The 25,105-nt window shown below is 55.5% G+C and carries 21 protein-coding genes and 1 other RNA gene; 16 read left to right on the top strand and 6 right to left on the bottom strand.

What is annotated here, in order from left to right; translation table 11 throughout:
• Positions 1 to 110: 110 nt before the first annotated feature.
• Entirely contained in the window at positions 111 to 1,262 is a 1,152-nt protein-coding gene (gene metK, locus BY447_RS07245; protein ID WP_010248851.1) for a methionine adenosyltransferase, read from the bottom strand.
• A gap of 840 nt (positions 1,263 to 2,102) precedes the next feature.
• On the opposite strand from metK, the gene speA reads away from it, so the two are divergent.
• The 3 genes from speA to BY447_RS07230 all read left to right on the top strand — a co-directional run bounded on the left by speA (position 2,103) and on the right by BY447_RS07230 (position 5,775).
• Positions 2,103 to 4,079, top strand: coding sequence for a biosynthetic arginine decarboxylase (gene speA / locus BY447_RS07240; protein WP_071242808.1), 1,977 nt, complete (start codon positions 2,103 to 2,105; stop codon positions 4,077 to 4,079).
• Between the two features lie 170 nt (positions 4,080 to 4,249).
• Positions 4,250 to 5,170, top strand: coding sequence for an agmatinase (speB, locus tag BY447_RS07235; protein WP_110330852.1), 921 nt, complete (start codon positions 4,250 to 4,252; stop codon positions 5,168 to 5,170).
• Positions 5,171 to 5,364: 194 nt separating this feature from the next.
• Positions 5,365 to 5,775, top strand: a complete 411-nt coding sequence (locus BY447_RS07230) for a YidB family protein (protein ID WP_033733689.1) — start codon at positions 5,365 to 5,367, stop codon at positions 5,773 to 5,775.
• A gap of 64 nt (positions 5,776 to 5,839) precedes the next feature.
• Here BY447_RS07230 and BY447_RS07225 read toward each other — a convergent pair whose 3' ends face one another.
• Positions 5,840 to 6,595, bottom strand: a complete 756-nt coding sequence (locus tag BY447_RS07225; RefSeq protein WP_013358963.1) for a M48 family metallopeptidase — start codon at positions 6,593 to 6,595, stop codon at positions 5,840 to 5,842.
• Between the two features lie 271 nt (positions 6,596 to 6,866).
• Between BY447_RS07225 and tkt the strand changes: the two genes are divergently transcribed.
• The 7 genes from tkt to BY447_RS07190 all read left to right on the top strand — a co-directional run bounded on the left by tkt (position 6,867) and on the right by BY447_RS07190 (position 15,284).
• A complete protein-coding gene (tkt, locus tag BY447_RS07220) occupies positions 6,867 to 8,861 on the top strand; it encodes a transketolase (RefSeq protein WP_013358962.1) in 1,995 nt (664 codons plus the stop codon).
• A 313-nt stretch (positions 8,862 to 9,174) separates the two neighbouring features.
• Positions 9,175 to 10,194 carry an erythrose-4-phosphate dehydrogenase gene (gene epd, locus BY447_RS07215; protein WP_033733686.1) on the top strand — a complete coding sequence of 340 codons (1,020 nt, stop codon included), beginning with the start codon at positions 9,175 to 9,177 and terminating at the stop codon, positions 10,192 to 10,194.
• A gap of 51 nt (positions 10,195 to 10,245) precedes the next feature.
• Positions 10,246 to 11,409, top strand: a complete 1,164-nt coding sequence (gene pgk, locus BY447_RS07210) for a phosphoglycerate kinase (protein WP_110330851.1) — start codon at positions 10,246 to 10,248, stop codon at positions 11,407 to 11,409.
• Positions 11,410 to 11,514: 105 nt separating this feature from the next.
• On the top strand, positions 11,515 to 12,594 hold the full coding sequence (gene fbaA / locus BY447_RS07205; protein ID WP_013358958.1) for a class II fructose-bisphosphate aldolase: 1,080 nt from the start codon (positions 11,515 to 11,517) through the stop codon (positions 12,592 to 12,594).
• A gap of 190 nt (positions 12,595 to 12,784) precedes the next feature.
• Positions 12,785 to 13,660 (top strand): small-conductance mechanosensitive channel MscS, encoded by an 876-nt coding sequence (gene mscS, locus BY447_RS07200; protein WP_033784011.1) that lies wholly within the window; start codon positions 12,785 to 12,787, stop codon positions 13,658 to 13,660.
• A gap of 133 nt (positions 13,661 to 13,793) precedes the next feature.
• Positions 13,794 to 14,417: an arginine exporter ArgO gene (gene argO / locus BY447_RS07195; protein WP_095706716.1), complete on the top strand. Its 624-nt coding sequence runs from the start codon at positions 13,794 to 13,796 to the stop codon at positions 14,415 to 14,417.
• Between the two features lie 144 nt (positions 14,418 to 14,561).
• Complete coding sequence (locus BY447_RS07190) at positions 14,562 to 15,284, top strand: oxidative stress defense protein (RefSeq protein ID WP_110330850.1); 723 nt, start codon at positions 14,562 to 14,564, stop codon at positions 15,282 to 15,284.
• A gap of 344 nt (positions 15,285 to 15,628) precedes the next feature.
• Here the strand turns inward: BY447_RS07190 and BY447_RS07180 are convergent, their stop codons facing one another.
• Positions 15,629 to 16,534, bottom strand: a complete 906-nt coding sequence (locus BY447_RS07180) for a LysR family transcriptional regulator ArgP (protein ID WP_010248822.1) — start codon at positions 16,532 to 16,534, stop codon at positions 15,629 to 15,631.
• 182 nt (positions 16,535 to 16,716) lie between these two features.
• Here BY447_RS07180 and rpiA point away from each other — a divergent pair, with 182 nt between their 5' ends.
• Positions 16,717 to 17,376 (top strand): ribose-5-phosphate isomerase RpiA, encoded by a 660-nt coding sequence (gene rpiA / locus BY447_RS07175; protein ID WP_013358954.1) that lies wholly within the window; start codon positions 16,717 to 16,719, stop codon positions 17,374 to 17,376.
• A 279-nt stretch (positions 17,377 to 17,655) separates the two neighbouring features.
• Complete coding sequence (gene serA, locus BY447_RS07170) at positions 17,656 to 18,894, top strand: phosphoglycerate dehydrogenase (protein ID WP_033733680.1); 1,239 nt, start codon at positions 17,656 to 17,658, stop codon at positions 18,892 to 18,894.
• Positions 18,895 to 19,245: 351 nt separating this feature from the next.
• Here the strand turns inward: serA and BY447_RS07165 are convergent, their stop codons facing one another.
• The 3 genes from BY447_RS07165 to zapA form a co-directional block, all read right to left on the bottom strand.
• Complete coding sequence (locus BY447_RS07165) at positions 19,246 to 19,839, bottom strand: 5-formyltetrahydrofolate cyclo-ligase (protein ID WP_110331922.1); 594 nt, start codon at positions 19,837 to 19,839, stop codon at positions 19,246 to 19,248.
• Between the two features lie 92 nt (positions 19,840 to 19,931).
• A non-coding RNA gene (ssrS, locus tag BY447_RS07160) (6S RNA) lies at positions 19,932 to 20,115 on the bottom strand.
• Between the two features lie 40 nt (positions 20,116 to 20,155).
• Positions 20,156 to 20,485, bottom strand: a complete 330-nt coding sequence (zapA, locus tag BY447_RS07155; RefSeq protein WP_008925677.1) for a cell division protein ZapA — start codon at positions 20,483 to 20,485, stop codon at positions 20,156 to 20,158.
• 170 nt (positions 20,486 to 20,655) lie between these two features.
• Between zapA and BY447_RS07150 the strand changes: the two genes are divergently transcribed.
• From BY447_RS07150 to ubiI, 4 genes are read left to right on the top strand one after another with little or no spacing between them, the layout of a single operon-like run.
• Entirely contained in the window at positions 20,656 to 21,234 is a 579-nt protein-coding gene (locus BY447_RS07150; RefSeq protein ID WP_033733679.1) for a YecA family protein, read from the top strand.
• Positions 21,235 to 21,280: 46 nt separating this feature from the next.
• Positions 21,281 to 22,603, top strand: coding sequence for a Xaa-Pro aminopeptidase (pepP, locus tag BY447_RS07145; protein WP_110330848.1), 1,323 nt, complete (start codon positions 21,281 to 21,283; stop codon positions 22,601 to 22,603).
• Positions 22,600 to 23,778, top strand: a complete 1,179-nt coding sequence (gene ubiH, locus BY447_RS07140) for a 2-octaprenyl-6-methoxyphenyl hydroxylase (RefSeq protein WP_110330847.1) — start codon at positions 22,600 to 22,602, stop codon at positions 23,776 to 23,778. The genes pepP and ubiH overlap by 4 nt, the downstream gene beginning before the upstream one ends.
• A gap of 13 nt (positions 23,779 to 23,791) precedes the next feature.
• On the top strand, positions 23,792 to 24,994 hold the full coding sequence (ubiI, locus tag BY447_RS07135) for an FAD-dependent 2-octaprenylphenol hydroxylase (protein WP_033733677.1): 1,203 nt from the start codon (positions 23,792 to 23,794) through the stop codon (positions 24,992 to 24,994).
• Positions 24,995 to 25,105 lie beyond the last annotated feature (111 nt).

The following is a 25,105-nucleotide window of genomic DNA, read 5'->3' as shown; positions in this document are numbered from 1 at the left end:
TAGCATGCAGCCTGCATGCGTGAGAAAGCATTCTCTGGTCAGCAATGGGGCTGAAAAGGCGATAAAAAACCCCGCCGCAGGGGCAGGGTTTTCATCAGCAGTCGCTGACCTTACAGGCCAGCGGCTTCACGCAGCAGGGCAGCTTTGTCGGTTTTTTCCCACGGGAAATGTTCGCGACCAAAGTGACCGTAAGCAGCGGTCTCTTTATAGATTGGATGCAGCAGATCCAGCATCTGAATCAGACCGTATGGACGCAGGTCGAAGAACTCGCGTACCAGCAGCGTCAGCTGTTCGGTAGAGATTTTCTCGGTGCCGAAGGTTTCTACCATGATGGAGGTCGGTTCCGCCACGCCGATAGCGTAGGAAACCTGGATTTCACAACGGTCAGCCAGACCGGCTGCAACGATGTTTTTCGCCACGTAACGCGCTGCATAGGCTGCAGAGCGGTCAACTTTTGACGGATCTTTACCCGAGAACGCACCGCCACCGTGACGCGCCATGCCGCCGTAGGTGTCAACGATGATTTTACGACCGGTCAGACCGCAATCGCCCATCGGGCCGCCAATCACAAAGCGACCGGTTGGGTTGATGTGATATTTGGTTGAGGCGCTCAGCCATTCTGCTGGCAGAACCGGCTTGATGATCTCTTCCATCACCGCTTCCTGCAGATCTTTCTGGCTGATGGATTCCGCGTGCTGGGTAGAGAGCACGACGGCATCGATGCCGACGATTTTGCCATCGTCATACTGGAAAGTGACCTGGCTCTTGGCATCCGGACGCAGCCAAGGCAGGGTGCCGTTTTTACGCACTTCAGCCTGACGCTGCACCAGACGGTGCGCATAGGTCACCGGCGCAGGCATCAGCACGTCTGTTTCGTTGGTGGCGTAGCCGAACATCAGGCCCTGATCGCCCGCGCCCTGTTCCAGCGGATCGGTACGGTCAACGCCCTGATTAATATCCTGAGACTGTTTACCAATCGCGCTTAATACCGCACAGGAGTTGGCATCAAAGCCCATATCGGAATGAACATAGCCGATTTCACGTACGGTCTTGCGGGTAATCTCTTCGATATCGACCCAGGCGCTGGTGGTGATTTCACCGCCAACCAGCACCATACCGGTTTTAACGTAAGTTTCGCAGGCCACACGCGCTTTCGGATCCTGTTCAAGGATCGCATCCAGCACAGCATCGGAGATCTGGTCGGCGATTTTATCGGGATGTCCTTCTGATACGGACTCGGATGTAAAAAGGTGTTTAGCCATTCTGTTCTTTACCTTAAATATGGTTTGAGTACGACTGCATAGCGCCAGTGAGGTTGTCTGACCTGACGCCCCTTCAGGCAAAGCCGCGAGCAGTGAGGTTATGTCAGCACAGCGGGCCAACACCGCCTGGATAGTAACCTGTTTAGATGGAAAACCATCTGGACGGCTATTTTAAGATAGAGGGGAAACCAATTACCAGCCCTTTTTCTGTTTCAGCATTTAACCTGTTATCGTTATCGACATAATTTGCTGACACTTCACGCAATTCCCGGATAATCTTTTTGCATTTTCGGGCAATAAACGGTATAAAACGCCGCTGCTTCGAGTGCAGCAAGAATGACGCCACTCTCTGCGTCGCGCCTGTCGGACTCTGATCTGGCTTTCACCCAGGTTGTTTTCCATGTGCCCCTGGCATATGCGGAGGTGATACAAGTAATGAACCACGCTTTTTCTTTTTCCGGTTCTCTGCGCTGCGGCGTGGCGCTGGCTCTCTCCTGCTTCCCATCTGTTTCTCTTTTCTGCCGACACGACGTCCGATGCGGTAATTTTACCGACACAGGCGCCGGCTAATCTCTATCTCTGTTCTGGCAAGTTTGTCTCTTCTCTGCGTCTGCGCAGCGGAACGACGCAGGTTATCCATGGTCAATAGTGATCGGTTAAATGTTCTCTGTTTCAACGGAGATGGCCAGGGTGTTTTACACTTAACTCTCATGCGTAAATCGCGCTGACGGCAATGTCAGGTGAACAGGACAGTGCATTTAATGTGGCAACAGGTTTTCAGATTAGCGGCCATAAAGCCGGTTAACAGTTCTATCTTTCAACGGAAAATTGAGGTTCGCGATGTCTGACGACATGAAGAATATCAAAGGTTCGTCAGCTGGCGAACAGGGTACACTCCGCTCCATGCAGGAGGTTGCAATGAACGATCAGGATGCGAGCAAAATGTTGCGTACGTACAACATCGCCTGGTGGGGCAACAACTATTACGACGTTAACGAACTGGGCCACATCAGTGTCTGCCCCGATCCGGACCGTCCGGATGTGCGCGTCGATTTAGCCCGCCTGGTGAAAGAGCGCGAAGCACAGGGCCAGCGTCTGCCCGCCTTGTTCTGCTTCCCGCAGATCCTGCAGCATCGTCTGCGTTCGATTAACGCCGCCTTTAAGCGTGCGCGTGAATCTTACGGTTACAAAGGCGACTACTTCCTGGTTTACCCGATCAAAGTTAACCAGCACAAACGCGTCATCGAATCGCTGATCCACTCTGGGGAACCGCTGGGACTGGAAGCAGGTTCCAAAGCAGAGCTGATGGCGGTGCTGGCGCACGCCGGACAGACCCGTTCAGTGATCGTCTGTAACGGCTATAAAGACCGCGAATATATTCGTCTGGCGCTGATCGGCGAGAAGATGGGCCACAAGGTCTATCTGGTGCTGGAGAAGATGACAGAAGTGCGACTGGTGCTGGAAGAAGCAGAACGTCTGAATGTGGTGCCGCGTCTCGGTATCCGTGCGCGTCTGGCTTCTCAGGGCTCCGGTAAATGGCAGTCGAGCGGCGGCGAAAAGTCGAAGTTTGGCCTGTCCGCGACCCAGGTGCTGAAACTGGTTGAGATCATGCGCGAAGCGGGTCGCATCGACAGCCTGCAGCTGCTGCACTTCCATCTGGGTTCGCAGATGTCCAACATCCGCGATATCGCCACCGGTGTGCGTGAGTCGGCGCGCTTCTACGTCGAACTGGCGAAGCTGGGCGTCAACATCAAATGTTTCGACGTGGGCGGCGGTCTCGGCGTCGATTACGAAGGCACACGCTCGCAGTCGGACTGCTCGGTCAACTATGGCCTGAATGAGTACGCCAACAATGTGATCTGGGCGATTGGTGCGGCCTGTGATGAGCACGGTCTGGACCATCCGACGGTGATCACCGAATCCGGTCGTGCCGTGACCGCGCACCACACGGTGCTGGTCTCCAACATCATCGGTGTGGAGCGTAACGAGTTCAGCGAACCCGAAACGCCGGATGCGGATGCGCCGCGCCCGATCCTCAGCATGTGGGAAACCTGGCAGGAGATGCACGAGCCGGACACCCGTCGTTCGCTGCGTGAATGGCTGCATGACAGCCAGATGGATCTGTCTGATATCCACACCGGCTACGCGTCCGGCACTTACGATCTCAAACAGCGTTCATGGGCTGAGCAGCTCTATCTGAGCATCTGCCACTACATTCAGCAGCATCTGGATCCCAGCAACCGTGCGCACCGTCCGATCATCGACGAACTGCAGGAGCGGATGGCGGATAAGATCTACGTTAACTTCTCGCTGTTCCAGTCGATGCCGGATGCGTGGGGTATCGATCAGCTGTTCCCGGTCCTGCCGCTGGAAGGGCTGAACAAGAAGCCGGAGCGCCGCGCCGTACTGCTCGACATCACCTGTGACTCAGATGGCACCATCGATCACTACGTGGATGGCGACGGTATCGCGACTACTATGCCGATGCCGCAATATGACGTTGATAACCCGCCGATGCTGGGCTTCTTTATGGTCGGGGCGTATCAGGAAATCCTGGGCAACATGCACAACCTGTTCGGTGACACCGAGGCGGTGGATGTCTACGCACGCGAAAATGGCGAAGTCGAAGTGCAGCTTTCGGATGAAGGTGACACCGTGGCTGACATGCTGCGTTATGTGCAGCTTGATCCTAACGAGCTGATGGCGCTGTTCCGCAATCAGGTGCAGGCGTCCGATCTCGACGACGAACTGCGCGCGCAGTTCCTGGAAGAGTTTGAGAGCGGCCTCTACGGATACACCTATTTAGAAGATGAGTAATCGGCCCCGGCAGCCCGCAATCGCATATTGCAGTTGCCGTTAACTATGTCGATAATCTGAACCACTCAATCCCTTCCTCGTCGGGCCTAACGACGCGGAGGGGATTTTTTTCATCTCAACCTTAATGGCTTGCGGGCCTGGCCCGACTTACGCACATAGAGAGAGCAATTATGTATAACACGCTTGGCAATCAGTACGACAACTCCCTGGTTTCTAACGCCTTTGGCTTCATGCGTTTTCCGCTGAATTTCCAGCCTTACGACAGCGACGCCGAGTGGGTTATCACCGGCGTGCCGTTTGATGCCGCCACTTCCGGTCGTCCGGGCAGCCGCCTGGGTCCGGGCGCAATCCGTCAGATCTCAACTAATCTGGCCTGGGAAGGCTGCCGCTGGCCGTGGGATTTCGACCTGCGTCAGCGCCTGAACGTCGTCGACTGTGGCGATCTGGTTTACGCCTTCGGCGACTCGCAGGACCTCTCTGACAAGTTGCAGGCCCATGCGGAAAAACTGCTGGTCAATGGCAAGCGCATGATGACCTTTGGCGGTGACCACTACGTTACGCTGCCTCTGCTGCGCGCCCATGCAAAACATTTCGGTAAGATGGCGCTGGTGCATTTTGATGCCCATACCGATACCTACTCCAACGGCCCGACCTTTGACCACGGCACCATGTTCTTTAACGCGCCGAAAGAGGGTCTGATCGATCCACAGCACTCCGTGCAGATCGGTATCCGTACCGAGTTCGACAGGAGCCTGGGCTTCAACGTGCTGGATGCGGCGCAGGTTAATGACCGCAGCGTTGACGATATCCTCGCCGAAGTAAAACGCACCGTCGGCGATCTGCCGGTTTACCTGACCTTCGACATCGACTGCCTGGATCCGGCCCATGCGCCTGGCACCGGCACACCGGTCATTGGCGGCCTGACCACCGATAAAGCGACCAAGCTGATTCGTGGCCTGCAGGGCATGAACATTGTCGGCATGGATCTGGTGGAAGTGGCACCGGGTTACGATCACGCCGATCTGACAGCACTGGCGGCGGCGACGCTGGCACTGGATATGCTGCATGTTCAGGCCGTGAACAAAGGCTAATCTCGTCCTGAGCCTGCCGGGTCAACCCGGCAGGCACTGCGCCGCCACCTGAAGCGGCGCAGTGTCAGTAACGGTCACCATCCGCTTTTTCCCCTCCGGATTTTTCTCCCGCTTTTGATAGCGCACGCGCCTCAGGCGTAACCACGCATCAGCAACTAAACTGACTGATATCAATTCTCAACGTGGAGGCAATTATGGGCTTTCTGGATGAACTGGCGGGAGCGCTGCAGGGCAACCAAAGCGACGGGCATCTGCCTGGGCAGTTGCAGGCGGTCTGGCACTGGGTACAGGAGCAGGGCGGCATCGAAGTGCTGCTGCAAAAATTCCAGCAGGGCGGGCTGGGTGAGGTGTTTGGTTCGTGGATCGGCACCGGGACGAATCAGCCTGTAGAACACAGCGACATCCACTCGGCGTTTGGTGAGGCGGAACTGCAGTCACTGGCGGATAAGCTGGGAACCGACGTGAAAGGCGCAGCGGGCACGCTGGCAGTTATCCTGCCGCAGCTGATTGATAAGATGTCACCGCAGGGGCATATGGATGAAGCCTCACTGCACGAGAACAAACTCGATTTAGGTTCGATGGTGGATCAGATATTCAAACGTTAGGCCACAGATACTGACCTGACACGCTCTGCAGGCGCATGCACAATGCACGCGCCTGCCGTCCGTATTACTTCGCGTCAGCAGCAATACGTTCGCGGATGTGCTCGGCGCGCGCTTCAGAAGCCGGGTGCGAGTCAAACATCGAGCTCTGACGTCCCTGTTCCAGTTTCGCCAGTTTCTCAAAGCTGGTGACCAGGCCTTCCGGGTTGATGTTGCGCTTCTTCATCAAATCGTAGGAGTAGTCATCCGCCTGTGATTCCTGTGTCTGGGAGAACTGCGCATTGACCAGTTTTTCCCCCATCTCACCCAGTTGCGACTGCGACAGTGAACCGATCACGCCGCCCACTGAGGCTGCTGCCGTGCGGGCTGCGGTGGTGGCATACGCCAGTTGCATTGCCTTGCGCGTATGACCTAACGCCACGTGCCCCATCTCATGACCCAGGACGCCTTCCACTTCATTGTCGGTCATCATATCCATCAGGCCGCTGTAAACGCGGATACAGCCGTTTGCCATCGCCCAGGCGTTGACATCTTTGGTCTGATAAACCTTATAGTTAGCCGGAACGCCATTGATGTTGTCGCCCAGCGCGGCGGCGATCTTGTTCAGGCGCTGCTGATACTCACTGTTCGCAGGCGCAACCTGATTATCTTTGTCCATCTGCTCACAGGATTTATCGCTCAGCTGCTTAACCTGATCGTCGCTCAGGGTGTACGCCTGAAACGCCTGCGCGCCCGACTGCATCAGTCCATTATTGTCTAAACCCTGACAGCCGCTGAGCAGCGTTGCCAGCCCAAGCGCTAACACCGTTTTCTGGATTTTCATGCTCTATCCCATTCATAACAAGGTAAGAAAAACAAACACCTGAAACTCAGTCAGGTGAATAAACGATTTGGTTATAGCGTGCCAGTCTGCACTTTGCTAGCAGAGTTGGCCGGAAAAGCCATACGAAGCGGTTACATTTAGCGTTTTACAGCATGTACTTTTGCCCCGATTTTCATGTACATTGATGGGCAACTTTTTCCTTGTTTTGCCCACTAACTCATTAATAACAATAAGTTAAGGCGCGAAGCATTAATCCGACCTGGAGTAGAAAATGCCCTCTCGTAAAGAGCTTGCCAACGCCATTCGTGCGTTAAGTATGGATGCAGTACAGAAAGCGAAATCGGGACATCCGGGTGCCCCAATGGGCATGGCGGACATCGCTGAAGTACTCTGGCGCGGCTACCTGAACCACAACCCAACCAACCCGCTGTGGGCCGACCGCGACCGTTTCGTTCTGTCTAATGGTCACGGCTCCATGCTGATCTATAGCCTGCTGCACCTGACCGGCTACGATCTGCCACTGAGCGAGCTGGAAAACTTCCGCCAGCTGCACTCAAAAACTCCAGGTCACCCTGAATATGGCTACACCGTGGGCGTTGAAACCACCACCGGTCCGCTGGGGCAGGGCATCGCGAACGCAGTCGGCTTCGCCATTGCGGAACGCACGCTGGCCGCACAGTTCAACCGTCCGGGTCATGACATCGTAGACCACAACACCTATGTCTTCATGGGTGATGGCTGCATGATGGAAGGTATTTCGCACGAAGTCTGCTCACTGGCGGGTACGCTGAAGCTGGGCAAACTGGTTGCGTTCTACGATGACAACGGCATCTCTATCGATGGTCACATTGATGGCTGGTTCACCGATGACACCGCGAAGCGCTTTGAAGCGTACGGCTGGCACGTGGTGCGCGGCGTTGATGGTCACGATGCGGACGCGATTGCTAAAGCGATCGACGAAGCGAAAAGCGTCAGCGACAAGCCTTCACTGCTGATGTGCAAAACCGTTATCGGCTTTGGTTCACCGAACAAAGCGGGCACGCATGATTCACACGGCGCACCGCTGGGTGATGATGAAGTGGCACTGACCCGCAAACAGCTGGGCTGGAACCACGCGCCATTCGTTATTCCTTCTGACATCTATGCAGAGTGGGACGCGAAAGAAGCGGGCCAGGCAAAAGAGTCTGCATGGGATGAGAAATTCACTGCGTATGCGCAGGCACATCCTGAACTTGCTGCCGAGTTCAAACGTCGCGTTAGCAACGAACTGCCCGCTAACTGGCAGGAAGAGTCGCAGAAGTTCGTTGAGCAGCTGCAGGCGAACCCGGCCAAGATCGCCAGCCGTAAAGCCTCACAGAACGCTATCGAAGCTTTCGGTAAAATTCTGCCGGAATACCTGGGCGGCTCAGCCGACCTGGCACCGAGCAACCTGACTATCTGGTCTGGCTCTAAGCCAATCAACGAAGATGCAGCGGGTAACTACATCCATTACGGCGTGCGCGAGTTCGGTATGACCGCTATCGCTAATGGCCTGGCGCTGCATGGCGGCTTCCTGCCGTACACCGCCACCTTCCTGATGTTCGTTGAGTATGCGCGTAATGCAGCGCGTATGGCGGCACTGATGAAGATCCGTCAGATCATGGTCTACACCCACGATTCTATCGGTCTGGGCGAAGATGGTCCGACGCACCAGCCGGTTGAGCAGATGGCGAGCCTGCGTACCACACCAAATATGAGCCTGTGGCGTCCCTGTGACCAGGTTGAATCTGCCGTGGCGTGGAAATATGCCATCGAACGTCAGGATGGCCCGACAGCACTGATCTTCTCTCGTCAGAACCTGGCGCAGCAGGAACGTGACGCTGCACAGCTGGCCAACGTGGCACGTGGCGGTTATGTACTGAAAGATTGCGACGGCACCCCTGAGCTGATCCTGATCGCTACCGGTTCAGAAGTTGAACTGGCTGTCGGTGCATGGGACAAACTCACCAGCGAAGGCCGTAAAGTGCGCGTGGTCTCTATGCCGTCAACGGATGCTTTCGACAAGCAGAGCGATGAGTACCGCGAATCCGTACTGCCTAAAGCCGTCAGCGCGCGCGTCGCTATCGAAGCGGGCATCGCGGATTACTGGTTCAAATACACCGGCCTGAACGGCGCTATCGTGGGTATGACCAGCTTCGGCGAATCTGCACCTGCGGATCAGCTGTTTGAACTGTTTGGCTTCACCGTCGACAACGTGGTCGCTAAAGCGAAGGCGCTGCTGGCGTAAAAACCGGCCAGGCGGGTCTGTTCCCGTCTGGCAGTGAAACAAGAGGGGCGAAATTTTCGTCCCTTTATTTATTATTCCTCCAGTAATAACTGACTATGGCCCGAATTTGTGACGCAGATCCAAATTTAAGCAGTCAGATTGATCACAGTCATTCCTGTTATTCCTTCCTTCTATTATTGTGGCTGAACCGTTTCAGTCGCTGTGCACACCGCCCTGATTTCGGACAATGCCGGGTAAGAATCTCCTGTACAAAATGCAGTGAAACGCTCAGGCTAACGGCACGTTTTTTTCAGTCTGACGTGGCAGGAGAGAAATGACGGTACGGGTAGCGATAAATGGTTTTGGCCGGATTGGACGCAACGTCCTGCGCGCGCTCTATGAAACGGGCCGGCGTGCAGAGATCACCGTGGTCGCCATTAACGAGCTGGCAGAAGCCACCGGTATGGCGCATCTGCTGAAATACGATACCAGCCATGGCCGTTTTGCTTTCGACGTCCGTCAGGAGCGCGATGTGATGTGGGTGGGGGGTGATACCCTGCGTATTCTGCACCGTGCAGACATTGCCGATTTGCCCTGGCGTGAACTCGACGTGGATGTGGTGCTGGACTGTACCGGCGTCTATGGCTCGCGGGCTGATGGCGAAGCGCACCTGCAGGCTGGCGCTAAAAAAGTGCTGTTCTCTCATCCCGGCGGCAACGATCTCGACGCCACGGTGGTGTATGGCGTTAACCAGCAGGCACTGACCGCCAGTGACCGCATCGTCTCCAACGCCTCCTGTACGACGAACTGCATTATTCCGGTGATTAAGCTGCTGGATGATGCGTTTGGAATCGAATCCGGCACTGTCACTACGATCCACTCGGCGATGCACGATCAGCAGGTGATCGACGCCTATCACAGCGATCTGCGCCGCACACGTGCAGCCAGTCAGTCGATCATCCCGGTAGATACGCGTCTGGCGGCTGGCATTACCCGTATTTTTCCGAAATTCAACGATCGCTTTGAGGCGATAGCCGTTCGCGTCCCGACGATTAACGTGACGGCCATTGATCTCAGCGTTTCTGTGCATAACGCGGTGACAGCGTGTGATGTTAACACCCTGTTGCGGAGCGCGGCAGAAGGGGCATTTCGTGGTATAGTTGACTATACGGAATTACCGTTAGTCTCAGTAGATTTTAACCATGATCCGCACAGTGCCATTGTGGATGGAACACAAACGCGGGTCAGCGGTCAACACCTTATCAAGACCCTGGTCTGGTGTGACAACGAATGGGGCTTTGCTAACCGAATGCTCGACACGACGTTAGCGATGGCCGCAAGCGGTTTCAGGTAAGACGCGGTTTGCGTCTGGCAAAACTTATGAGAATCAACGAGAGGGTTCACCATGTCTGTAATTAAGATGACCGATCTGGATCTGGCTGGCAAACGCGTTCTGATCCGTGCCGATCTGAACGTACCAGTTAAAGAAGGTAAAGTGACGTCTGATGCACGTATCCGTGCTTCTCTGCCAACCATTGAAGCGGCGTTGAAACAGGGCGCGAAAGTAATGGTTACCTCCCACCTGGGTCGTCCGACCGAAGGTGAGTACAACGAAGAGTTCTCGCTGCTGCCGGTAGTTAACTACCTGAAAGAGAAGCTGAGCGGCACCAATGTGACCCTGGCAAAAGATTACCTCGATGGCGTTGAAGTCGGCGCTGGCGAACTGGTGGTGCTGGAAAACGTTCGCTTCAACAAAGGCGAAAAGAAAGACGACGAAGCGCTGTCTAAAAAATATGCTGCGCTGTGCGACGTATTTGTGATGGACGCCTTTGGTACTGCGCACCGTGCGCAGGCGTCTACCCACGGCGTCGGCAAATTTGCTCCTGTCGCCTGTGCCGGTCCGCTGCTTTCTGCAGAACTGGAAGCGCTGGGTAAAGTTATGAGCAACCCGGAACGTCCGCTGGTGGCTGTTGTTGGCGGTTCTAAAGTCTCTACCAAATTTGACGTGCTGCAGTCTCTGGTCAAAATCGCGGACACCGTGATTGTGGGCGGCGGTATTGCTAACACCTTCGTGGCTATCGACAACAATGTCGGTAAATCACTCTATGAACCAGACTTCGTTGAAGCGGCCAAAGGCCTGCGCGATCAGCACGGTATCCCGGTTCCGACTGACTCACGCGTCGGCACAGAATTCTCTGAAACTGCGCCAGCGACCGTGAAAAAGGTTTCGGAAGTGGCGGATAACGAAGAGATTATGGACTTTGGTGACGAAACCGCACAGGCGATGGCGGCTATCCTGAAGGATGCTAAAACCATCCTGTGGAACGGCCCGGTGGGCGTGTTTGAGTTCCCTAACTTCCGTAAAGGCACCGAGATCGTGGCGAACGCCATTGCAGACAGCGATGCCTTCTCTGTTGCTGGCGGTGGCGATACCTTAGCGGCTATCGACCTGTTCGGCATTGAAGACAAAATTTCCTACATCTCTACCGGCGGCGGCGCGTTCCTTGAATTCGTTGAAGGCAAAAAACTGCCTGCAGTTGCTATGCTGGAAGAGCGTGCGAAGCAGTAATCCTTTGGGGGCGATGCCTGGCGGCATCGCCTGAAGTCTTGCCCGTCTGGGCGTTTAAATCGATGTTCCCGAGCGGGAACAACGGTCACGAAACAGGACACAATCATGTCTAAAATTTTTGATTTCGTAAAACCCGGCGTTGTCACTGGTGATGACGTACAGAAGATCTTCAAAGTTGCGAAAGAGAACAAATTCGCACTGCCAGCCGTAAACTGCGTCGGCACCGACTCTATCAATGCCGCACTGGAAGCCGCTGCGAAAGTTAAAGCGCCAATCATCATCCAGTTCTCTAACGGCGGTGCTGCATTTATCGCGGGTAAAGGCTTCAAGACTGATAAACCACAGGGCGCGGCCATTTTCGGCGCTATCGCGGGTGCACACCATGTTCACCTGATGGCTGAGCAGTATGGCGTGCCGGTTATCCTGCACACCGACCACTGTGCCAAGAAACTGCTGCCATGGATCGACGGTCTGCTGGACGCGGGTGAAGAGTATTTCCAGAAAAACGGTAAACCACTGTTCTCTTCTCACATGATCGACCTGTCAGAAGAGTCTCTGGAAGAGAACATCGAGATCAGCAGCAAATACCTGGCGCGTATGGCGAAACTCGACATGACGCTGGAAATCGAACTGGGCTGCACCGGTGGTGAAGAAGATGGCGTGGATAACAGCCACATGGACGCTTCTGCACTCTACACTCAGCCGGAAGATGTGAACTACGCGTATGAAAAACTTCATGCGATTAGCCCGCGCTTCACCATTGCGGCTTCATTCGGTAACGTACACGGCGTTTACAAGCCAGGTAACGTGAAACTGACCCCGACCATTCTGCGCGATTCGCAGAAATATGTGTGTGAAAAACATGGCCTGCCGCACAACGCGCTGGACTTCGTTTTCCACGGCGGTTCAGGTTCTTCAGCTGCAGAAATCGAAGAGTCTATCAGCTACGGCGTGATCAAGATGAACATCGATACCGATACCCAGTGGGCAACCTGGGACGGCATCCTGCAGTACTACAAAAAGAACGAAGGCTATCTGCAGTCGCAGCTGGGTAACCCGGAAGGCGACGACAAGCCAAACAAAAAATACTACGACCCACGTGTCTGGCTGCGTTCTGCCCAGGCCTCTATGGTCGTGCGTCTGGAGCAGGCTTTCAAAGAGCTTAACGCTGTCGACGTGCTGTAACTGACATTCAGTTATCGTACAAAAAAGGCCCGAAAGGGCCTTTTTTTATGCAAAATTTTCGTAAAAACGCGCTTTAAAGCCCGACGGTTTGGCGCTTAAGGGGATAATTGATTACCCTTGATGGCAGGGTGTCGGATGTCATCTGGCAGTTTTTTCATTCCCGATGGGAATCTAACAACAGGGCTTATTAATGGAAGATTTACACGTCGTCGACGGCTTAAATAACGCAGGTAACTGGCTGATTCGCAATCAGGCGCTGATCATCAGCTATGCCGTAAATATCGTTGCCGCTATCGCCATCATCATTATCGGGATGGTCATCGCCCGTATCATCTCTAATGCCGTAAATCGCCTGCTGCGCGCCCGTCATATCGACGCGACCGTGGCAGACTTCCTCTCCGCGCTAGTGCGCTATGGCGTTATCGCGTTTACCATTATCGCAGCCCTGGGACGCATTGGAGTACAGACCGCCTCGGTGATTGCTGTACTGGGTGCTGCTGGTCTGGCAGTTGGTCTGGCCTTACAGGGATCGCTCTCAAACCTGGCCGCAGGCGTGCTGCTGGTCACCTTCCGCCCGTTCCGTACAGGCGAGTTTGTTGATCTGGGTGGCGTGATGGGCACCGTGCTGCATGTGCAGATTTTCTCCACTACGCTCCGGACCGGGGATGGCAAAATTGTGGTGGTGCCAAACGGTAAAATCATCAGCGGAAACATTGTTAACTTCTCGCGTGAGCCGGTTCGTCGCAATGAATTTATCATTGGCGTCGCTTATGAAGCGGATGTGGATGAAGTCATTGCCTTACTGCAGCAGGTCGTTGAAGCCGACAGCCGTGTATTGAAAGAGAAGGGTATTCAAATTGGTCTTAACGAACTGGCTGCTTCTTCCATGAACTTTGTGGTGCGTTGCTGGAGCAACAGCGGAGACCTGCAGGACGTTTACTGGGATCTGCTGAAGAACTTCAAACGTGCGCTGGATGGCAAAGGAATTGGTATTCCTTATCCGCAGATGGATGTGCATCTGCATCAGAAATCCGCGCCTGAAGCTGTCGAAACGCAGGTTCAGTGACAATAAAAATCGATCAATGGGCGGCGAACGTCGCCCATTAATTTTGCTAATCGCAGATTAATTCTTTCAATTTCCGCTAATCATTTCCTCTCTTTATACTTCTTCGCATCTGACCATGTGAGGACGTAATGCTGTGATATCTCTCTACTTTCAGGGGCTTGCCCTCGGCGCCGCGCTGATACTGCCGCTGGGGCCGCAAAACGCATTTGTGATGAATCAGGGTGTAAAACGTCAGTACCATCTGATGACGGCGGCACTCTGCTCGCTGAGCGATATTCTGCTGATATGCGGCGGCATCTTTGGCGGCAGCGCCTTGTTGAGCCAGTCTCCGCTGCTGCTGATGGTCATCACCTGGGCGGGCGTGGCTTTTCTGCTGTGGTATGGCTGGGGCGCGTTGCGCAGTGCTTTTCGCGGTGAGGCCGATCTGACGGATGGTGCGCCGTTAAAGCAGAGCAGGGGACGCATCATTGCGACGCTGCTGGCGGTAACCTGGCTCAATCCGCACGTCTACCTCGACACCTTTGTGGTGCTGGGCAGTCTTGGCGGTCAGTTGCCGACTACCACGGCGCGTCAGTGGTTCGCGCTGGGCACCATCAGTGCGTCGATCCTCTGGTTCTTTGGCCTGGCCCTGCTGGCCGCGTGGCTCTCACCGCGCCTGCGTACCGCGAAAGCCCAGCGCATTATTAACCTGCTGGTGGGTGCGGTAATGTGGTTTATCGCCCTGCAGCTGGCGCGCCAGGGCATTGCCGGTTTTTGATCCCGGCTGCGATCCGCGCCAGTAATTGCCGCACCGCAGGCGAACTTTTGCCATAATGACCACTCAAAGCATGGCGCATACCGATGCGCTTTTGGGCTTCGCCGGTTGGAAGCCGTCATAGTGACCTTTTCAAGGAGGACTTTCATGAAACTGAAAGCATTGGCTCTGGCCGCAATCATGAGCGCCGGGGCATTGCCTGGCGTACACGCTGATGAGTTACCGAACGGACCGCACGTGGTGACCTCAGGCAAGGCAACGGTCGATGCCCGTCCCGATATCGCGACGCTCTCAATCGTGGTGAACGTGTCGTCGAAAGATGCTGCAGATGCGAAAAAGCAGGCGGATAACCGGGTTGCGCAATATTTCGATTTTCTGCAGAAAAACGGCATTGAGAAGAAAGATATCGATGCAGCTAACCTGAGCACACAGCCTGAGTACGATTACACCAAAGAGGGTAAATCGGTACTGAAAGGCTATCGCGCGGTGCGTCAGGTGCAGGTCACCCTGCGTCAACTGGACAAGCTGAACGATCTGCTGGACGGGGCGCTGAAGTCTGGTCTGAATGAGGTACGCAGCGTTGAGTTAGGCGTGGCAAACCCGGAAAGCTACAAAGAGCAGGCGCGTAAAGCCGCGATTAAGAACGCGACTCAGCAGGCCTCACAGCTGGCTGAAGGCTTCAACGCGAAGCTGGGATCCATCTACAGCATTCGTTATCAGGTTGCCAACTATCAGCCGATGCCAATGAACCGCATGTATAAAGCGGCAGCCGCGGCAGATACGTCGGCGCAGGAAACCTACGATCAGCAGAGCATCAACTTTGACGATCAGGTCGATGTGGTGTTTGAGCTTCAGCCCAACACGCCATAATGCAAAACGTGGCTGATGTCCCGTTTGAGATTGTCGACAAAACCTGGCCCGGTTCGCTGTGAGACGGTGCCTGCACAGGAAACAGGGTCAGATCGGAAAGTCGCTAAGGCTAATCCCTGGCCGCTCGGCCCGCACAATTACGCACCTCATCCCTGAGGTGCGCCCGTGACCGGGCCAACGCGTTGCGTTGTTCAAAAACGCTCCCGGCGTTTTTGTCCCAGGCCGCGGGACGCTTTCCTCTTCTGACCCTGTTCCCTTCGCGTTTAACTTTTCTGTTGTTGTAAGACTCCTGGTTATCCCGATTTGTCAGCAACAAAAACGGGGCTTTCGCCCCGTTTTTGTTTTCAGGCTGCCACGTCATCCTGCCGCAGCACCCGATGTCCATGCGCAATCAGCGCATCGGTCACCCGACGCATTAAGCGGCTCTCCGGCGCAAACCGATGCCAGTAGAGCATCCGGCGCTGACACAATCCCGGCGTCAAATCGATTAACTCACCGCTTGCCAACTCACGCTCAATCTGAAGATGCGGGATCATACAGCAGGTTGAACCCTGCCGCGCCATCTGCACAAAGGCTTCAGAGGAGTTCACGATGTGGCAGGGCACGCTGCCGGGTGAAAGATCAAAGTTCTGCTGCAGGAAGGCCTGATGCATATCATCAAGATGGTCAAACGCCACCGCAGGCGCTTTCAGCAGGGCTGAGCGGGTGACGCCGTTAGGAAAGAAGCGATCGGCAAAGTCGCGTGACGCGACAAACAGATAGTCGAGAGCACCGAGCTGATCCACCAGACAACTCGGTAGCGGCTGCGGCTGAATACTCACTGCACCCACTACTTCACCCCGACGCAGACGCTCCTGAGTGCGGGTTTCATCTTCGACCTGCAGATTCAGACGGACAGGGGAATCTGCCAGCACATCTTTCAGCGCAGGCAGTAGCCAGGTCGCCAGACTGTCGGCATTGACCGCCAGCGACAGCAGCAGCGGCGTGGTGCCACTGTTCTCATCGCCCAGCCACTCCTCTTCCAGCAGCTCTACCTGATGCAGTAACGCCAGCAGTTTTTGCCCCTGTTCAGTCGGACGCGGCGGCACGGTGCGCACCAGCAGCGGCTGACCAAACAGATTCTCCAGCTGCTTGATACGCTGTGAAACCGCCGATTGGGTGATACACAACTTTTGTGCGGCACGCTCAAAGCCGCGTTCGCGGATCACTGAATCCAGCGCCTGAAGCGTTCGATAATCCGGGCGTTTCATTCTTCTTCTCTCTCCTTCAGGGTGGACGTCACTATGCCACAAAAGTGTCACCTGTGATGGCTCGCTTGTTTTTTGTGGGCTGGCTTCCAAAGCGTTAAATCCACGTCGGACAGCCGAGCATTTTCAGCAAGCCTTGTTTTATACTACGCGCACTTCGTTGTCGCACAGGTTTTAAACATACCATGACCCAGGATGAACTGAAAAAAGCCGTTGGCTGGGCTGCACTTGACTATGTGCAGCCGGGCACCGTTGTTGGCGTAGGCACCGGATCCACCGCTGCCCACTTTATTGATGCGCTGGCCACGGTCAGGCATCAGATCGAAGGTGCCGTCTCCAGCTCCGACGCTTCTACCCAGAAGCTGAAAAGCCTGGGCATTCAGGTGTTCGATCTGAACGAGATTGACCTGCTGTCGGTTTACGTTGATGGCGCGGATGAGATCAACCCACAGATGCAGATGATCAAAGGCGGCGGCGCAGCGCTGACGCGTGAAAAGATCGTAGCCGCGGTGGCCGAGACCTTTATCTGCATCGCTGACGCCTCAAAAGAGGTCGATGTGCTGGGGCGTTTTCCGCTGCCAGTCGAAGTGATTCCGATGGCGCGCAGTTACGTGGCGCGTCAGCTGGTGAAAATGGGCGGCTTACCTGAGTATCGTCAGAACGTGGTGACCGATAACGGCAACATTATTCTCGATGTGCATAATCTGCGCATTCTCGATCCGATTGAGCTCGAAAAAACCATCAATGCCTTGCCGGGCGTCGTTACCGTTGGTCTTTTTGCCGCGCGCGGTGCCGATATCGCATTGATTGGCGGTCCTGATGGCGTGAAAACCATCAAAAAATGATCTGTCTGGCGCTGTAAAGGCGCCGGTTATTTCTGCCTGCAAATCATCTTTTCTCACGTCGGTGAAATTTGGTGACTTATGTCACATAACCGTCATCGACAGTAGGTTCGTTCTCTCTTCATCGCTGACCTCATGATTTTGTCCGGCAATGTGCTGCTGTCAGCCATTGCCGTGCTGGCTGCCGGGCAATCGTTTGTATTGCCGGACGCGATTTTTTTGATATTTTGACAGAAGGCTGGCTTATGGTAGTCCTCATTGAATGCTGAATAGGATCGGGAAATGGCAAAGGTATCACTGGAAAAAGATAAGATTAAGTTCCTGCTGGTGGAAGGTGTCCATCAGAGCGCGCTGGAGAATCTGCGGGCTGCAGGCTACACCAACATCGAATTCCACAAGGGCGCACTGGACTCCGACGCGTTAAAAGCATCGATCCGCGATGCGCACTTCATTGGTATCCGTTCCCGCTCCCAGCTCACTGAAGAGATTTTTGCGGCGGCTGAAAAGCTGGTTGCCGTTGGCTGTTTCTGTATCGGCACTAACCAGGTTGATCTGCAGGCGGCTGCGAGCCGGGGTATTCCGGTATTCAATGCGCCGTTCTCGAATACCCGCTCGGTGGCAGAGCTGGTCATTGGTGAGATGCTGCTGATGCTGCGTGGCATCCCCGAAGCGAATGCGAAAGCACACCGTGGTATCTGGAATAAGATTGCCAAAGGTTCATTTGAAGCGCGTGGTAAAAAGCTGGGTATTATCGGTTACGGTCATATCGGGATGCAGCTGGGCGTGCTGGCAGAAAGCCTGGGTATGCATGTTTTCTTCTACGACATTGAAAACAAGCTGCCGCTGGGTAATGCCACCCAGGTACGCCATCTGGCCGATCTGCTCAACATGAGCGACGTTGTCAGCCTGCACGTGCCGGAAACCGCCTCTACACAGGATATGATCGGTGCAGAGCAATTGGCGCAGATGAAACCCGGTGCGCTGCTGATTAACGCCTCACGTGGCACCGTCGTGGATATTCCGGCGCTGTGTGATGCCCTGGCCAGCAAGCATGTGGGTGGCGCAGCCATCGATGTCTTCCCGACCGAGCCTGCCACCAACAGCGAGCCGTTTATCTCTCCACTGAGTGAGTTCGACAACGTGATCCTGACACCGCACATTGGCGGCTCGACAGAAGAAGCGCAGGAGAACATCGGAATTGAAGTAGCGGGTAAGCTGGCGAAATATTCCGATAACGGCTCGACTCTCTCAGCGGTTAACTTCCCGGAAGTGTCACTGCCGATTCACGGTATCAGCGCCAGTCGTCTGCTGCACATCCATGAAAACCGTCCCGGCGTGCTGACGGCCATCAACCAGATATTCGCAGAGCAGGGTATCAACATCGCCGCGCAGTATCTGCAGACCTCGCCGTTTATGGGTTATGTGGTTATCGACATTGATGCAGAGCCAGAAGTGGCAGAGAACGCGCTGCAACTGATGAAGGCGATACCGGGTACTATCCGCGCGCGTTTGCTTTACTAAGTGATACCAACCTGAATAGGCGCTTAGTCGTGTCTCTTCAGGTAGTTAATACAGGCTGTCCCGATTTGCTGTAAGACCGAGACTGCGAAGAGAACACGGTCAGATCGGAAAGACGCAAAAGCCGCCATCCATGGCATGCCCGGCCCACGCGATTACGCACCTCATCCCTGAGGTGCGCCCGTGAACGGGCCAACGCTTTGCGCTGTTCAAAACGCTCCCGGCGTTTTTGTCCCTTGCGCGGGACGCTTTCCTCTTCTGACCATCTTCCCTGCGCATTGAGCTATTTCATTGCTGCCAGTTGCGCCCAAATATGGGTTTAAGCCGTCTGAAAATCCCCTAACAGTGCTTCTTCTACTCCCACTGCCAGAGCTTTGACGGCGTCATCACCGCTGGCAAAGGCACATCCCATTCTGCAACCGGCAGGCTATCCACCTGCTGACAGTCGTGTGCCAGACCGACGGGCAAAAAACCGTGCTGCCGCCAGTTCTGTAGCGTGCGGTCGTAGAAGCCGCCTCCCATCCCCAGCCTCTGCCCATGCTGATCAAAGGCCACCAGCGGCACCAGCATCAGATCCAATTGATCAAGTGTGATCAACTGTCGGATATCGAGCGGCGGTTCAGGAATGCGCAGTTTATTCGGGAGCAGTGGCGTATCGGGCGAGTAACGCAGAAACAATAAATTACCGGGGGAGAAAGGGTGTAAAACCGGCAGATAGACAGCTTTCTTCAGATGCCAGAGCCGGGCAATCAGCGGACGGGTATTCAGCTCACCATCAACCGATAAAAACAGGGCAATATGGCGTGCGGCTGAGAGCGGGGCGTAGTTAAGGGCGAGTTCAGCAAGCTGTTCGGCCGCCTGAGCCTGCTGCTCATCCGTCATGGTACGACGCAGATGGCGCACCTGCTGACGAATTTCCTGACGCTGTAACATTGAAGGTGATGACATGGAAGGTTCAGACATGATTTCCCCGCCGGATAAGCCGCTGTGCAGCGACTATAACATGTCGGTCCGGGGAAAAAAGCAGGACTACAGGAAGGGAGATCTCCGAGATGCCGCCGTAGGCTGTAACCCTTGAACCCTTGGTTCAAGGTGAACATGCCGTCGTAACCATCAGGCTTCTCGGACGAACCGAGCATGCACACAGGTTACAGAGCGTCACATTCTGTTTTTTCGAAATATCGGCTCAGGGGACTGGCCCACATGCAAACATCTCAGAGAAAATTTACCTCACCGTTGCTGTAACGATAGCAACCATGAAGTTTTATTCGAACTTCGCACCCTCACGCTCAGAGATGCGACCTTGCTCAACCAGTGCCTGTTCTATCGTCTGCTGCAGCATACGAATACGCTGTTCCATATTAGCAGCATAATCGCGCGTTTTCACTTTCTCTTGCGCCAGCTCGTGGCAGACGTTTAACGCGGCGATGAACACCAGTTGTTCTGTATTTGTGACTCTAGTGCGAACTTTTAGATCTTGCAACCGTTGATTGAGATCTTCAGCCGCGCTATTGAGCGCATCTTGCTGCTCTGGCGGACAATTCACTCTCAACGAACGACCAAAAATTTGTAAATCTACCGGTTGTGCAGACATGCCACCTTCCTGACTGATTACTTCGCTCGCAACTCCCTTAGCAGTCAATGGCTTGGGAGGCGGGCAACTATATAGACCCACGAAATAAGATACAACCCCTTTTCTGGAAACCTTGAGGCAGCTAGTGGTAGCATAACACGAACTTATTCTGCCAACGACGATGAAAACTTATGTCCTTACAGAACGCAACCCCCGATTACAACGCGCTCGCGGCTGTGCTCTCCCAGCAGGGCGTTGGCATGACGCCCGCGGAAATGCATGGCCTGCTGAGCGGGATCCTCTGTGGCGGTAACCAGGACACCAGCTGGAAGACGCTGGTACACGATTTGGCTAACGAAGGCATGGCGTTTTCACACACTCTTGCCGTGCCGCTGGCGGCGCTGCACGAGCACACGGCCACCACGCTGGAAGATGACGGCTTCCTGTTTCAGCTGATGCTTCCTGCTGACGATGACATCACTGTCTTTGACCGCGCAGATGCACTGGCAGGCTGGGTTAACCATTTTCTGCTCGGCCTGGGCGTAACACAGCCTAAACTGGATAAGGTCACCGGCGAAACCGGCGAAGCAATCGACGATTTGCGCACTATCGCCCAGCTTGGTTACGAAGAAGATGAAGACCAGGAAGAGCTGGAGCAGTCGCTGGAAGAGGTGATCGAGTATGTACGTGTCGCCGCACTGCTGTGCCACGATACGTTTACCCGTCCCCAGCCCACCGCGCCAGAAGTGCAAAAACCGACGCTACACTAATTTCAGGTCAACGCGTTTAACCGGTCAGTTTACAGGGAGTGCAGAGATGATTTCACTGGAACGATACCTGCAGCGTCGTCAGGCGCTGCTGGCAAAGATGGCGCCTGGCAGCGCAGCGCTAATTTTTGCTGCGCCCGAAGTGACGCGCAGTAATGACACGGAATACCCGTTCCGCCAGAGCAGCGACTTCAGCTATTTCACCGGCTTTAACGAGCCGCAGGCACTGCTGGTGCTGATCAAAAGCGATGAAAATCATAATCACAGCGTGCTGTTTAACCGCGTGCGTGACCCGGCAGCAGAAGTCTGGTCTGGCCGTCGGCTGGGCCAGGAGGCGGCTCCCGAAAAACTGGGCGTTGATCGTGCCTTACCCTGGAGTGATATCGGTGAACAACTCCACCTGCTGCTGAATGGCCTTGACGGCATTTACCATGCGCAGGGCGAATATGCCCATGCGGATACGCTGGTGTTCAGTGCGCTGGACAAGCTGCGTCGCGGTTTCCGTCAGAATCTCAGTGCGCCCGCTACCCTCACTGACTGGCGACCGTGGGTGCATGAGATGCGTCTGTTCAAAGATGCAGAGGAGATTGCGCTGTTACGTCGCGCCGGGGAAATCAGCGCACTGGCGCATACCCGCGCGATGCTAACCTGCCAGCCAGGCATGTTTGAGTACCAGCTTGAAGGTGAAATTCATCACGAATTTACCCGCCACGGCGCGCGTTATCCTTCCTACAACACCATTGTGGGGGCCGGTGAGAACGGCTGCATTCTGCACTACACCGAAAACGAAAGTGAGATGCGTGACGGCGATCTGGTGCTGATCGATGCAGGCTGCGAATTCTACGGCTATGCGGGCGATATCACCCGCACCTTCCCGGTTAACGGCAAATTCAGCCCGGCGCAGCGCGCGATTTACGACATCGTGCTGGCTTCGCTGAACCGATCGCTTGAGATGTTCCGCCCTGGCGTCAGCATCCGTGAAGTGAATGATGAAGTAGTACGCATCATGATCACCGGTCTGGTTGAACTGGGCATTCTTGAAGGCGACGTTGATACCCTGATCGCTGAAGAATCGCATCGCCAGTTTTACATGCATGGCCTGGGGCACTGGCTGGGACTGGATGTGCACGATGTTGGTCACTATGGCACGCCGAGCCGCGACAGGATCCTGGAGCCAGGTATGGTGTTAACCGTCGAGCCGGGTCTTTATATCGGGCCGGATGCGGACGTGCCCGCACAGTATCGCGGCATCGGTATCCGAATCGAAGATGACATAGTGATCACGGAAGAGGGTATCGAAAATCTCACCGACAGCGTGGTGAAAGAGGCCGATGAGATTGAAGCACTGATGGCGGCGGCAAAACAGGCATGACGATTCTGATTGCCGGAGGCGGCATGACCGGGGCGACGCTGGCGCTGGCGATCTCCCATCTTACTCAGGGCACACTGCCGGTGACGCTGATTGAAAGCAGTGAGCCTGGCAGTCGGGCGCATCCTGGTTTCGATGGCCGCGCGATTGCGCTCTCTGCCGGCACCTGCCAGCAGCTGGCGGACATCAACCTGTGGCATCGCATCGCCAGTTGTGCCACCCCGATTACCGATATCCATGTTTCCGACCGCGGGCACGCTGGCTTTGTGTCGCTGGCAGCGGCTGATTACGCGATTCCGGCGCTGGGACAGGTGGTCGAACTGTTTGACGTCGGTCAGCGGCTGTTTGCTGAACTTAAAAAAGCGCCAGGCGTGACGCTGCGCTGTCCGGCGCGCGTCACGCATGCCCAACGCAGCGAGCAGCAGGTAGAGGTGACGCTGGACAGTGGCGAGCAACTGAGCGGCAAACTGCTGGTGGCGGCGGATGGCACGCGGTCTGCGCTGGCCGCCTCGTGCGGTATTCAGTGGCAGCGGGACGACTATCAGCAGCTCGCAGCGATTGCCAATGTCACCACTGCGTTGCCTCATCAGGGCCGGGCATTCGAGCGTTTCACCGAACATGGCCCACTGGCGTTGCTGCCGATGTCCGGCAACCGTCTGTCACTGGTCTGGTGTCATCCGCTTTCGCAGCGTGAACGCATTGAGCAGTGGAGCGAGGCCGAATTCCTGAGCCAGCTTCAGCGTGCCTTTGGCTGGCGCCTGGGCAAATTCACTCATACCGGCCAGCGCGAGTATTACCCGCTGGCGCTGCACCGGGCCATGTCGCCGGTAACGCATCGAGTGGTGGTGGTAGGCAATGCGGCGCAGACGCTGCATCCGATTGCTGGTCAGGGCTTCAATCTTGGCCTGCGGGATGTGATGTCGCTGGCCGAAACCCTGGCCGCCGCCCATCGCCAGCAGCAGGACCCCGGCAGCTATGCGGTGCTGAACCATTACCAGCAGCGTCGTCAGCCCGACCGCGCCGCGACTATCGGTATTACCGACGGTCTGGTTCGTGTCTTTGCGAATCGCTATGGCCCGATGGTGGCCGGTCGCAACCTGGGTCTGCTGGCGATGGATCATCTGCCGTGGTTACGAAATCAACTGGCTGAGCGTACGCTTGGCTGGGTTAAGCGTTAATAAAGAGGCTCAGATGCAAACTTTTGATGTGGTGATTGCCGGTGGCGGTATGGTGGGGCTGGCGGTGGCCTGCGGCTTGCAGGGCAGCGGGCTGCGCATCGCCGTGCTGGAAAAATCGCCGGAGCCACCGCTGGCGCTGAGTGCGTCTCCGTCCATTCGCGTGTCGGCAATCAATGCTGCCAGCGAACGGCTGCTGCAGAAGCTGGATGTCTGGTCGACCATTCTCTCGCTGCGCTGCCGCGCATATCACGGCATGGAAGTGTGGGATAAGGACAGTTTCGGCACCATCGCCTTTGATGATGAGCAGCAGGGCCTGTCGCATCTGGGCCATATCATCGAAAATCCGGTGATTCATAACGCGCTCTGGCAACGCGCCAGCGCCTGCAGTGACGTAACGCTGATGGCACCCTCGCAGTTACAGCAGGTGGCATTTGGCGACAACGAAGCCTTTATTACTCTGCAGGATGGCAGCATGTTAAGCGCGCGATTAATGATTGCCGCTGACGGGGCTAACTCCTGGCTGCGTAATAAAGCCGATATTCCGCTGACCTTCTGGGATTACGATCACCATGCGTTAGTGGCTAACGTCCGCACTGAGAAGCCTCACGATGCGGTAGCGCGCCAGGTGTTCCACGGCGACGGCATTCTGGCTTTCCTGCCGATGCAGGATCCCCATCTGAGCTCCATCGTCTGGTCGCTCTCGCCGCAGGAAGCGAGTCGTCTGGAAACCATGCCGGAAGCGCTGTTCAATCAGCAGCTCTCGGTGGCGTTTGATATGCGCCTTGGCCTGTGCCAGCTCGAGAGCGAGCGTAAGTCGTTCCCGCTAGTGGCGCGCTATGCCCGCAACTTTGCGGCACACCGTCTGGCGCTGGTGGGCGATGCGGCCCACACCATTCATCCACTGGCGGGTCAGGGCGTTAACCTTGGCTTTATGGATGCCGCCGAATTGATTGGTGAAATTCGCCGTCTGCATCAGCAGGGTAAAGATATTGGTCAGCACCTCTATCTGCGTCGCTACGAGCGCAGCCGTAAGCACAGTGCCGCCATGATGCTGGCGGGAATGCAGGGCTTCCGTGAAATGTTCGCCGGTAACAATCCGGCGAAGAAACTGCTGCGCGACGTCGGCCTGAAGCTGGCTGATCGCCTGCCGGGTGTCAAACCGATGATGCTGAAGCAGGCGATGGGCCTGAATGATTTGCCCGCCTGGCTACGCTAAATCCACACCTTCTGATAAGCCAGCATCTGCTGGCTTTTTTTATCCCTTAACCCCTCTGCACCACCAAAAGGCAACGCTGCACCATCAGGGATCTTCGTTTGATTTATTCTA

Source organism: Pantoea sp. JKS000250 (assembly GCF_003201065.1).
Classification (GTDB): Bacteria; Pseudomonadota; Gammaproteobacteria; order Enterobacterales; family Enterobacteriaceae; genus Pantoea; species Pantoea vagans.
The sequence above is the reverse complement of the archived record's forward strand: the minus strand, read 5'-3'. Positions and strand labels throughout refer to the sequence as shown.

Excerpts from the sequence above, each read along its gene's own strand:
- metK (WP_010248851.1), bottom strand. The coding sequence starts at position 1,262 with ATGGCTAAACACCTTTTTACATCCGAGTCCGTATCAGAAGGACATCCC.
- speA (WP_071242808.1), top strand. The coding sequence starts at position 2,103 with ATGTCTGACGACATGAAGAATATCAAAGGTTCGTCAGCTGGCGAACAG.
- speB (WP_110330852.1), top strand. The coding sequence starts at position 4,250 with ATGTATAACACGCTTGGCAATCAGTACGACAACTCCCTGGTTTCTAAC.
- BY447_RS07230 (WP_033733689.1), top strand. The coding sequence starts at position 5,365 with ATGGGCTTTCTGGATGAACTGGCGGGAGCGCTGCAGGGCAACCAAAGC.
- BY447_RS07225 (WP_013358963.1), bottom strand. The coding sequence starts at position 6,595 with ATGAAAATCCAGAAAACGGTGTTAGCGCTTGGGCTGGCAACGCTGCTC.
- tkt (WP_013358962.1), top strand. The coding sequence starts at position 6,867 with ATGCCCTCTCGTAAAGAGCTTGCCAACGCCATTCGTGCGTTAAGTATG.
- epd (WP_033733686.1), top strand. The coding sequence starts at position 9,175 with ATGACGGTACGGGTAGCGATAAATGGTTTTGGCCGGATTGGACGCAAC.
- pgk (WP_110330851.1), top strand. The coding sequence starts at position 10,246 with ATGTCTGTAATTAAGATGACCGATCTGGATCTGGCTGGCAAACGCGTT.
- fbaA (WP_013358958.1), top strand. The coding sequence starts at position 11,515 with ATGTCTAAAATTTTTGATTTCGTAAAACCCGGCGTTGTCACTGGTGAT.
- mscS (WP_033784011.1), top strand. The coding sequence starts at position 12,785 with ATGGAAGATTTACACGTCGTCGACGGCTTAAATAACGCAGGTAACTGG.
- BY447_RS07190 (WP_110330850.1), top strand. The coding sequence starts at position 14,562 with ATGAAACTGAAAGCATTGGCTCTGGCCGCAATCATGAGCGCCGGGGCA.
- BY447_RS07180 (WP_010248822.1), bottom strand. The coding sequence starts at position 16,534 with ATGAAACGCCCGGATTATCGAACGCTTCAGGCGCTGGATTCAGTGATC.
- rpiA (WP_013358954.1), top strand. The coding sequence starts at position 16,717 with ATGACCCAGGATGAACTGAAAAAAGCCGTTGGCTGGGCTGCACTTGAC.
- serA (WP_033733680.1), top strand. The coding sequence starts at position 17,656 with ATGGCAAAGGTATCACTGGAAAAAGATAAGATTAAGTTCCTGCTGGTG.
- BY447_RS07165 (WP_110331922.1), bottom strand. The coding sequence starts at position 19,839 with ATGTCATCACCTTCAATGTTACAGCGTCAGGAAATTCGTCAGCAGGTG.
- zapA (WP_008925677.1), bottom strand. The coding sequence starts at position 20,485 with ATGTCTGCACAACCGGTAGATTTACAAATTTTTGGTCGTTCGTTGAGA.
- BY447_RS07150 (WP_033733679.1), top strand. The coding sequence starts at position 20,656 with ATGTCCTTACAGAACGCAACCCCCGATTACAACGCGCTCGCGGCTGTG.
- pepP (WP_110330848.1), top strand. The coding sequence starts at position 21,281 with ATGATTTCACTGGAACGATACCTGCAGCGTCGTCAGGCGCTGCTGGCA.
- ubiH (WP_110330847.1), top strand. The coding sequence starts at position 22,600 with ATGACGATTCTGATTGCCGGAGGCGGCATGACCGGGGCGACGCTGGCG.
- ubiI (WP_033733677.1), top strand. The coding sequence starts at position 23,792 with ATGCAAACTTTTGATGTGGTGATTGCCGGTGGCGGTATGGTGGGGCTG.